Origin of the sequence: Trebonia sp. (assembly GCF_049794275.1) — a bacterium.
GTDB lineage: Bacteria > Actinomycetota > Actinomycetes > Streptosporangiales > Streptosporangiaceae > Trebonia.
The window spans coordinates 1-9,017 of the sequence record NZ_JBARCR010000728.1 but is presented as its reverse complement, the minus strand read 5'-3'; the positions used below and the strand labels follow the sequence as shown (position 1 = coordinate 9,017).

At 67.4% G+C, this 9,017-nt stretch carries 10 protein-coding genes; 5 read left to right on the top strand and 5 right to left on the bottom strand.

Features of this window, described 5'->3' with window-relative positions; translation table 11 throughout:
* Positions 1-346 (top strand): PUA domain-containing protein (locus tag WA805_RS19315; RefSeq protein ID WP_425243028.1); only part of this gene is annotated, 346 nt, incomplete at its 5' end.
* 57 nt (positions 347-403) lie between these two features.
* Here the strand turns inward: WA805_RS19315 and WA805_RS19310 are convergent.
* The gene (locus WA805_RS19310; protein ID WP_422274362.1) at positions 404-1,951 is read right to left on the bottom strand and encodes an LCP family protein; all 1,548 of its coding nucleotides are present in this window, start codon (positions 1,949-1,951) and stop codon (positions 404-406) included.
* 121 nt (positions 1,952-2,072) lie between these two features.
* On the opposite strand from WA805_RS19310, the gene WA805_RS19305 reads away from it, so the two are divergent.
* A complete protein-coding gene (locus tag WA805_RS19305; RefSeq protein ID WP_422274364.1) occupies positions 2,073-2,528 on the top strand; it encodes an SRPBCC family protein in 456 nt (151 codons plus the stop codon).
* Positions 2,529-2,591: 63 nt separating this feature from the next.
* Here WA805_RS19305 and WA805_RS19300 read toward each other — a convergent pair whose 3' ends face one another.
* The 4 genes from WA805_RS19300 to WA805_RS19285 all read right to left on the bottom strand — a co-directional run bounded on the left by WA805_RS19300 (position 2,592) and on the right by WA805_RS19285 (position 7,318).
* A complete protein-coding gene (locus WA805_RS19300; protein WP_422274366.1) occupies positions 2,592-3,545 on the bottom strand; it encodes a hypothetical protein in 954 nt (317 codons plus the stop codon).
* A 1-nt stretch (position 3,546) separates the two neighbouring features.
* On the bottom strand, positions 3,547-4,980 hold the full coding sequence (locus tag WA805_RS19295) for a phenylacetate--CoA ligase family protein (protein WP_422286309.1): 1,434 nt from the start codon (positions 4,978-4,980) through the stop codon (positions 3,547-3,549).
* Between the two features lie 296 nt (positions 4,981-5,276).
* Positions 5,277-5,546 (bottom strand): hypothetical protein, encoded by a 270-nt coding sequence (locus tag WA805_RS19290; protein ID WP_422274370.1) that lies wholly within the window; start codon positions 5,544-5,546, stop codon positions 5,277-5,279.
* A 683-nt stretch (positions 5,547-6,229) separates the two neighbouring features.
* A complete protein-coding gene (locus WA805_RS19285; RefSeq protein WP_425243027.1) occupies positions 6,230-7,318 on the bottom strand; it encodes a M48 family metallopeptidase in 1,089 nt (362 codons plus the stop codon).
* 129 nt (positions 7,319-7,447) lie between these two features.
* On the opposite strand from WA805_RS19285, the gene nadD reads away from it, so the two are divergent.
* The 3 genes from nadD to WA805_RS19270 form a co-directional block, all read left to right on the top strand.
* Positions 7,448-8,056, top strand: a complete 609-nt coding sequence (gene nadD, locus WA805_RS19280; RefSeq protein WP_422274374.1) for a nicotinate-nucleotide adenylyltransferase — start codon at positions 7,448-7,450, stop codon at positions 8,054-8,056.
* Positions 8,057-8,148: 92 nt separating this feature from the next.
* Positions 8,149-8,553: a ribosome silencing factor gene (rsfS, locus tag WA805_RS19275; protein WP_422274376.1), complete on the top strand. Its 405-nt coding sequence runs from the start codon at positions 8,149-8,151 to the stop codon at positions 8,551-8,553.
* Between the two features lie 17 nt (positions 8,554-8,570).
* The coding region (locus tag WA805_RS19270) for a histidine phosphatase family protein (RefSeq protein WP_425243026.1) at positions 8,571-9,017 on the top strand (447 nt) is incomplete at its 3' end.

The following is a 9,017-nucleotide window of genomic DNA, read 5'->3' as shown; positions in this document are numbered from 1 at the left end:
CTTCGCCGCCACTGGTCAGCGCCCGCGAACCCGCCTGCTCTGGCTCGCCCACGCCGCGGTCGCCCGCGGCAGCCTGAAGCTGGACAAGGGCGCGGTCGACGCGGTCGTGAACCGCCACGCGTCGCTGCTCCCAGCCGGGATCATCGGCGTGGCGGGTGCCTTCGACGCGGGCGACCCGGTGGACCTGGCCGACGAGAACGACGCCGTGGTAGCCCGCGGCCTGGTCAACTACGACGCGAAGGAGATTCCCGGCCTCATGGGCCGCTCCACCCGCTGGCTCGCCAGCAAGCTGGGTCAGGAGTACGAGCGCGAAGTCGTGCACCGCGACGACCTGGTGATTCTCTAACCGAAGCGCCCCATGCCGAGGGCACCCGGCCGGCCAACTCATTCGTAAGAGCGGCGGTCAGTACACGCAGGGAATGCCGAACGGCGCGTTGTCCTTGACCGTCACCGGCACGCTCTGGCTGTTATCCGGCGTGGACGCCGGGCTGGTCGACGCGGAGCTGGACGTGGAATGGGACGAAGCGGCCGAGGTGATGCCCGGGGGTACCGACGTGGCATCAGCGCCGAGCAGGATCTTCACTTGACCCGCGGCGACCGACGGGCTCGCCGCCGCGGTCACGCCGCTGAAGTATCCGGCGATCTTCGCCGCACTCGCCTCCGCCCCCGTGCCGTACAGCACCTGGGTGGACTGCTGAGCGGGGATGTTTGCGACCTGGCCGGCCTTGAAGCCTGCCGACGTCAGCGCCTGGGACAGCTGGCCGGCGAGCCCGGGCGTGTTGCCGCCGTTGTAGACGTCCACGGTGGTCTTGGCCGGCGACAGCGACGTCGACGCCGGCGTCGACGCGGGCTTCGGGGCGGGCGGCGGCGGATAGAACGCGTTATTCACGGCCTGCTTGATCGCCGCCGGATTCACGATGTTCACGTCCTGGCCGTCTATGTGACCGTCGGTGGTGACATACGGCGCCGTCTGGAAGGTCAGGTTCTTTCCTGTCAGGCTCTTCATCTCGCTGGCGAAGTTGAGTATCTGCCAGCCGGAGTCGGTGATCACGAACTTCTTCGCCACGTCGAGCAGGCTGGTGAGCTGGCCGAGGTCGCTGAGCACCCCTTCGTGCCCGAGCTTCCAGATCACGTAGTCGATGATCGCCTGCTGCCGGTGGGTGCGGTCGATGTCGCCGTTGGGGAGGTTGTCCCGCTCCCGCACGAAGGCCAGCACCTGCGGCGGTGACAGGAACAGGTAACCCGCGTGCGGCTGGTTGAAGCCGGAGTTGGCGTCGTGCAGGTTCTGGCCGCCGTTGTACGACCTCACGCACACCTCGGCGCCGCCGAAGGCTTGCGCCAGCTCATAGAATCCGGCCAGGTTGACCTCGGCGAAGTGGTCGATGTGCACCCCGGTCAGCTGTGAGACCGTGGCGATCGTGGCCGCCTGGCCGGCCTCGTTGGCCACCAGGTAGCGCTGGTTGTGGCTCATGCTGGAGTTGACGGTCTGGCTCAGGCTCTGTGCCCAGGCGTCGCCGTAGGCCTGGTCGATCTTTCCTTGCGTCTGACCGTCGTAGGCCTGGGGGTAGGTAACCCAGTCGTCGCGCGGGATCGAGAACCCGATCGCCTTCTGCCCGCCCGCGAAGATGTGGATGAGAATCAGGGTGTTCGTGTCCTGGCCGCCCACGCCGTTCTCGACGCCCTGCACGCTGCCCGCGTGCATGGCGGCGAGGAGGTCGCGGGACAGGATGTTCCCGTCGTAATCGGTGCGGCTTTCCAGGCCCATCAGCAGGATGTTCATCGCGCCGGTCTGCGGGCCCCCGGTGATGGCGTCCGAGCCGCCGATCTCACCGACCTGGCTCTTCACGTAGTAGGCGAAGCCGCTCCCGACCAGCACCAGCGCGGCGAGCATGCAGCCCACCGCATAGCCGGCCTTGCCGACAATGGCCATCCCGCTGCGCGGACCGAGCACCCCGATTCCCTCCGGCCGGTTGAACCCCGCTCGCCAGAAGCGTACTTGCTCTACCTGAGTAACAGCTCAACGACACAGCAGGGGACGGTTACGTGACTGGCCAGGGTGCTTGGATGAGGGTATGACCGATCAGGAGGCGCCCCGGGTGGCCAGCGCCAGCCGCGAGATCGCGGCCGACGCGGGAACGATCTTCGAGCTGATAGCGGATCCGGCTCAGCAGCCGCGCTGGGACGGCAATGACAACCTGGCGGCCGCGGCGGCGGGGCAGCGTGTCCGGCGCGCGGGTGACGTGTTCACGATGCGGATCACCACGGGGAGCATCCGGGAGAACCACGTGGTCGAGTTCGACGAGGGCCGACTGATCGCCTGGATGCCCGCGGAAGTGGGCCGGAAGCGGCCCGGACACCTGTGGCGCTGGGAACTCGAGCCGCTCGGCGCGTCCCGCACGCGAGTCACCCACACGTACGACTGGACCCGGCTGACGGACAAGAACCGCTTCCCGGCGGCCCAGTCGACCACCGCCGACCGGCTCAACGCCTCGCTAGACCGCCTCGCGGCCCTAGCCGAAGGCTCTTGACCGCGAGCCCAGCGCTATCCGCACGGGGGCTCCCAGTGACCAGGCTGCCGGTTACCGCTGGGCTCAGATGGACGCTGGCTCGGGCGCCGGGGCCTGCTCCACCTGCGGCGCGACAGCCGAACCGTCCTGGCTGGCCAGGTACTCCGCCATCGTGCGCTCCCGGCCGTAGTGCCGTTTCATCCACAGGTAGGCGACGAAGGCGGCGGGCCCGAACAGGGACTGCGCGGGTATGAGCGTGTCAAGGTTGGCGTTTTGCAAGTTGAACAGGAACGGGATGAACGCCGTCGCGAAGCCGCCCATGACCACGATGACGCCGGCCGCTATCGCGGCCGCCCGCGCGCCGTATGCCTTGTACGCGGCCACGAAGAACAGGGAGTAGACAAGCAGGTCGCCGAGACCGACGGCGTAGTCGACTTCGCCGAATCGCATGCCCAGCACCGGAGTGAGCGGGTGCGTAATGTAGCGCGCGAGGAGCCTGCCGGTCAGCGGATAGTACGCGGCGAAGAGGACGTCGTAGAAGGCGAGTCCAAGCGACAGCCACGCCACGTGCCGCAGCTTCATCCCGCCCTGCAAGTACAGGTTGCACACGGCGATCACGCCGAGCCCCACCATGATGCTCTGCTCGGTGTACCACACCTGCCATCCGGGGATGGTGCCCATGACGTGATGGCTCGACCAGATGTTGAGGCCGAACAGCAAGCCGATCCCCAGCCAGATCCCCACCGAGCCGAGCAGGGGCCGGTAGCCGATGTAAAGGGCAGAGGCGAACGTAACAGCGAGCAGGCAGGTGACCAGCGGAACCGGCAGCCAGCCGTAGACGAACGGCAGGACGCCGATGAAGATCAGCAGGATCACTACGTCGCGAGTGTTGAACGTCCCCACCGCCGGCCGCTCCATCCGCACCCGTCGGAAGTAAGCTAGCGCGCCCGCGCAGATCACGATCACGCCGGTCGTGATCACGCAGAACAAAGTGAGGGACACTTCCCACATCGGTATCGGGAAAATTGGCACTGGCATGTCATGCTCCGACGAGTGCGCGCTGGCTAGCGAACGTGGTTTCGTGCAGGTCGCTGCGCGTGCGGCGAAGCGAGGCTGCCTGGTCGTTGCCGACGATGTCCAGGTCAATGTCCAGCCCGGCCGCCGCGAAGTGGCGCCTGCCCTCGGCCTCACCGTAACCGGCGATCGCGCTGGCCGGCAGGGTGAGCCGGATCCGGCCGTCGCGGACGGCGGCGCGGTACCGCGCGGGCCACGGCTCGGCGGGCAGTGATTCGATCGCCTCGATGAGCTGCCGGGGCGTGACGACCTCGCCGCCGGGCGTGCGCAGCAGATGATCGGCCTTGCCCAGGATCTGGCTGGTCGCGGGGATGCCGGCCAGCTCGCAGCGCAAGGACGTATCGGGCAGGCACCGGGCGACGTCGCGGGTGTCGTAGCGGAACACCGGCGTGCAGTCCCGGTACGGGAAATACGGGGTGATCACGAGCGTGCCGAGCGCACCGGGGGCGGCACGCTCACCCGTGTCCAGGTCGACCAGCTCGGTGAGGCCCAGGTTGAGGTCGTGGTGCTGGTGTGCCTGGCTGCAGGTACGTCCGGTGATAGGGAGAATCTCGGTCATGCTGTAGGGGTCCTCGACAAGCGGGACGCCGAACGTCCGGGCGGCTGCCCGGGCCAGGCTCGCGGACAGCACCTCACCACCCACCACGAGGCGACGCAGCCGGAAGTCGCCGGTGCCCATGCCAGCGCGCCGGGCCGCGGTCACAAGCTCGGCGAGGTAGCTAGGGACGGTAAACAGGATCGTCGCGCCCCCCTCGGCCAGGCCTTCCAGTGATGCCTCCGGCGGCACGATGCCGAGCGGACGCCAGCCGGCTCCGACCAGGCGACAGCTGGCCGCAGCCAAGTGCGTGGCTGCGGTTGCGCGAGAGCTGATGTTCACCTGCATGATGTCGCCAGGAAGCAGCTCGCCTCGCAGCACCGAGGCCAGCGCGCCGAGCGCGGGCCACAACTCCATCTCATAGCGCGACAGCCACACCTCCGCGGGGAGTCCGGTGGTGCCGGTGGTGCGGGTGGCCAGGTAGGCCGGTACGTCAGTGCAGCGGAAATCTTCTGGCCGTTCGATCAGGTCCTGCTTGAGGGTGACTGGGATTGTCCGCAGTCCCGTGACATCGAGCTTGGCGAGGTCGACCTGTGCGGAGGCAAAGCGGCGCGCGTAAAACGGTGACTGAGCGGCGAGCCTGCGCGCCGTACGGCGCAGGCTGTTGTTTGTGACTTCGAGCCGAGCTTCGGGGCTGGACATCGGCCCTTCAATAAGCTCGGCCGCGTCCGCACCCGGCTCGCCGAATTCGGCGAGGGTGGCGAGCACGTCGTCGACGAGCCGGGCGACGTTGCGCGGATCAAGCCGCCGCCCCTGGGCCATGCCCAGCGCCATCCGGAACTGCCGTACGCCTGTCTCGAACATAGCTCCGTTCCGTCCCAGTGCGATCGCGAGTGCGGCTACCTCGGTACATGCGGGTCTGGAGGTGCGGGCCGACGCCGCCCGGGATCGGATTGCGCCGGCTCGCACGCGACCTCATCGGCCTTCGCGGTTAGACGCTGGCGGCTGCCGCGCTGCTGAACATCACAGCGCTGAGCGATCCCAGGATGTACCGCAGGTGCTTGAGAGACGACATGGCTTCCTCCTCTCCGGATGTTCGGACCAATGGCGGTGGAAGAGGGTCAGTGGGTTGCGGATGGCCAGTAAGCGAAGCAGCCGGGTCAGGGGACGACCACGACCGTGAGGTTCATCATCGGGTGGACCGCGCAGGTCACGTAGTACTTGCCCGGTGTCAGCCATGGGCCGGTTTTGTACACGGAGTTCGTTACCATCAGATGGAAGCCGGTCAAGGGCTCGCCGCGCACCGGGCTGACGACCTGCCCGTTGTTACCTGGCCCGACCTCGTGGATATTGTGCGAGTTGTCGACGAAGGTGAGGTACTGGCCGCGGTGCAGCGTCACTACGTCCTTCGTGAAATCCATGTTGGTCATGCCGACAGTATTTGGCGGCGCCGGCTTAGGCGCGGTCACGATCACGGCGGGTACAAGAATGCCCCCCAGCACCCCGGGAATGACAAAAAGGATGCGAGGTATCCGAGGTAGGACAGCCATCGTTTCCCTCCCCACGCCATCGTGGATCGACAGACGACAACAATGCAATCATGAAGGTGGCTTTGATCGAATAACTGCGGTCCCAATCACATGATAGGAGAATTATTACGCGCGTTTTTTGCCCCGTCAAGACATAGTTTTAGCGGACACTTTCTGCGACATTCACCGACATTGCTGAGTCGCGAGTTACCGGTAGTAAGCTTGTTACCTGCGTGAATGCGCTCGGCTATTTGATCAGGGCCTGAACGCCCCAGCGCTCCCGCCGCCCGCCCGCCAGGGCAATCACCTATGCGTAGAGTATCTTCTGTGGCTATTGTGCTAGCTCTGTACGCATGTGCCTTGGGTTCTGTGTGCACGTGCTCGCCTGGCAGCTCGGCAAGATGATTGGCGGGGAAACTCTCAGCTGAGATGTACAGCAAGTCGAACCGAAAATCTGCCCGGTTTAACCAACAACCCGGCCACCATCCACGCGAAACTCCGTGACCAGCAACAAGCCCGCAAGGCACCGATACAGAACTGCCCGGATGACTATCACAGTCATCCGGGCAGAACCGGGGAGAAGGCTAGTTGTCGCTGTTGCCGGGGCCGTTGCCAGGCCCGCCGCCGGAGCCCGTGCCCGTGCCGCCCGTGCCGCCGCCGCCCCCGCGTTGCTGGTTGAGGCGGTCGAACAGCCCGCTCGCCGCCCGGGCGCCGGTCTCCGCGACGCCGCGGAAGATGCCGACGAGCGGGTCTTCCGAGCGGCTCCACGAGTCCTGGTAGGACTTGGCCGCGTTGCGCGCCTCCTCGCCCACCGACGCGCTCCTGTCGGTGTCGCGACGGGGGTAGTCGCCGCCGAGGATCCGCTCGTAGTCGCCGTGGGTGGCCCAGTAGTCAAGCTCGGCGAACCGGACGACGGCGAACGGGTGGGTGTTGCCCTGCAGCTGCAGCAGCTTGAGCACGCTGTCCCGCAGGTCGGGCACCGCGTCGTACTCGTGCGCCTGCTCGCGGAACGCGTCCGGGTTGAGCTCGGACAGCTGCGAGCCGCCGGCCAGCTTCATCAGGGCACGCCGCGCCGCGTCCACGTCCTGGCCGGCCAGCAGCCCGGCCCGGTCGCAGGACAGCTCCGACTTGCGGAACCACTCCTCGAGCCCCCAGATGATGGCCCGCAGGCCGATGTACCCGATCGGCATCCAGGCGATCCTGGCGGCGAGCTGGATGAGGATCAGCAGCATCGTGCGGTAGACCGCGTGCCCGGACAGGACGTGCCCGAGCTCGTGGCCGATCACCCAGCGCAGCTCCTCCTCGTCGTGCAGGTTGACCAGCCCCGTGGTGATCACGATGAACGGCCGGTCCCGGCCGATCGCCATCGCGTTCGGGATCGGGTTCTGCATGACGAAGACGTCGGGCACATCCGGGAGGTCGAGGATGTAGGCCCCGTCCCTGACAAGCGCGTAGATGTGCGGGAACTGGCGCTCGGAGACCTTGACCGCCCCGGCCAGGTACATCAGCCGCAGGGCGCGCTCGTTGATGAGGCCGAACAGCTTTGCCAGCAGCACGTCGAACCCGCTCAGCTTGCGCAGCGCGACAAGCGCCGACCGGTCGGCCGGGTGCTCGTAGGCGCGGGAGCTGATGCCGGTCAGCCTGACGCGTGCTCGATCAGGAACTGAAGTCATATCTCGATGGTAGCCCCCCGCTGAACGGCGCGCATCATCCTGGAGGCGTAACCGGCCCGAGGTAGCCGGAACAATTTCCGGTCCCCGCGCCCTATACCATCTCGATACCTTGAATTAAGGAGACGGTCATTGGCTAACGGGCACCGGCGGATCGGGGTGATGGGCGGCACCTTCGACCCCGTTCACCACGGCCACCTGGTGGCCGGCAGCGAGGTGGCGCACATCTTCGCCCTCGATGAGGTGGTCTTCGTACCCACGGGGCAGCCGTACCAGAAGGACGACCGCAAGGTCTCGCCGGCCGAGGACCGCTACCTGATGACGGTCATCGCGACCGCCTCCAACCCGAGGTTCAGCGTGAGCCGGGTCGACATCGACCGGCCAGGCCGGACCTACACCATCGACACGCTGCGCGACCTGCACGAGGCGAACGGACCGGATGCGGACCTGTACTTCATCACGGGCGCTGACGCGCTGGAGAACATCCTCACCTGGCACGACGTGGACACGCTGTTCTCGCTCGCGCACTTCGTCGGCTGCACGCGGCCCGGGCACCGGCTGACCGGCGCCGGGCTGCCTGACGGCAAGGTCTCCCTGGTGGAGATCCCGGCGCTGGCGATCTCCAGCAGCGAGTGCCGCGCCCGGGTGGCCGCGGATGAGCCGGTCTGGTACCTGGTGCCCGATGGCGTCGTGCAGTACATCGCCAAGCGCCACCTGTACGGCGGCCGCTCCGCTATCTGAGACCGCGCCGGTCTCGTCACCGGAACCAGTTGTGCGCTCGTGAGATGCTTAGAGGCGGGACGCACCCCGACCGAGGAGGCCGAGCCAGCCACGTGACTGCCACCCCAAGGGCCATCGAGCTCACCGAGATCGCCGCGGCCGCCGCGGCGGACAAGCTCGCTCAGGACATCGTCGCCTTCGACGTGAGTGAGCAGCTAGCGATAACCGACGTGTTCCTGCTCTGCTCCGGGGCCAACGACCGGCAGGTGCGCGCGATTATCGACGAGGTGGAACTCAGGCTCAAGCAGGCCGGCGCAACCCTCGCCCGCCGCGAGGGCGAGGCGGAGGGCCGCTGGGTGCTCCTGGACTACGTGGACATCGTTGTGCACGTGCAGAGCAGGGAAGAGCGCGTGTACTACTCGCTTGAGCGGATCTGGAAGGACTGCCCGGTTATCCCGCTGCCCGAGGCAGCTCTGGCGGGCAACACCGGCGCTGGCAAGCCGGGGGAGTCACGCTGAGCGAGCCCAGGCGGCTCGTGCTGTGGCGGCATGGGCAGACGATGTGGAACGTCGAGCACAGGTTCCAGGGCCAGACCGACATTCCGCTTGACGAGACGGGCGAGGCGCAGGCCGAGTACGCCGCCCGCCGGCTGGCGACGCTCCGGCCTGACGCGATCTTCTCCTCGGACCTGATCCGCGCGGCGAGCACGGCCGCGCCGCTCGCCCGGCTGGCCGGCGTGCCCGTCACGCTGGACAAGGAGCTGCGCGAGCGGTTCGGCGGCGACTGGGAGGGCCTGAATGACGAGGAGATCAGTGCGCGCTACCCGGCTGAAAGGGCGACCTGGAACCCGCCGAACGGCGAGCCGACCGCCGCGGTCGCGGACCGGGTGTGCCGCGCGCTCACCCGGATAGCCGCGACGCTCGCTGACGGACAGCTCGCGGTGGTCGTCAGCCACGGCGCGGCGCTCCGCCTCGGCATGGAG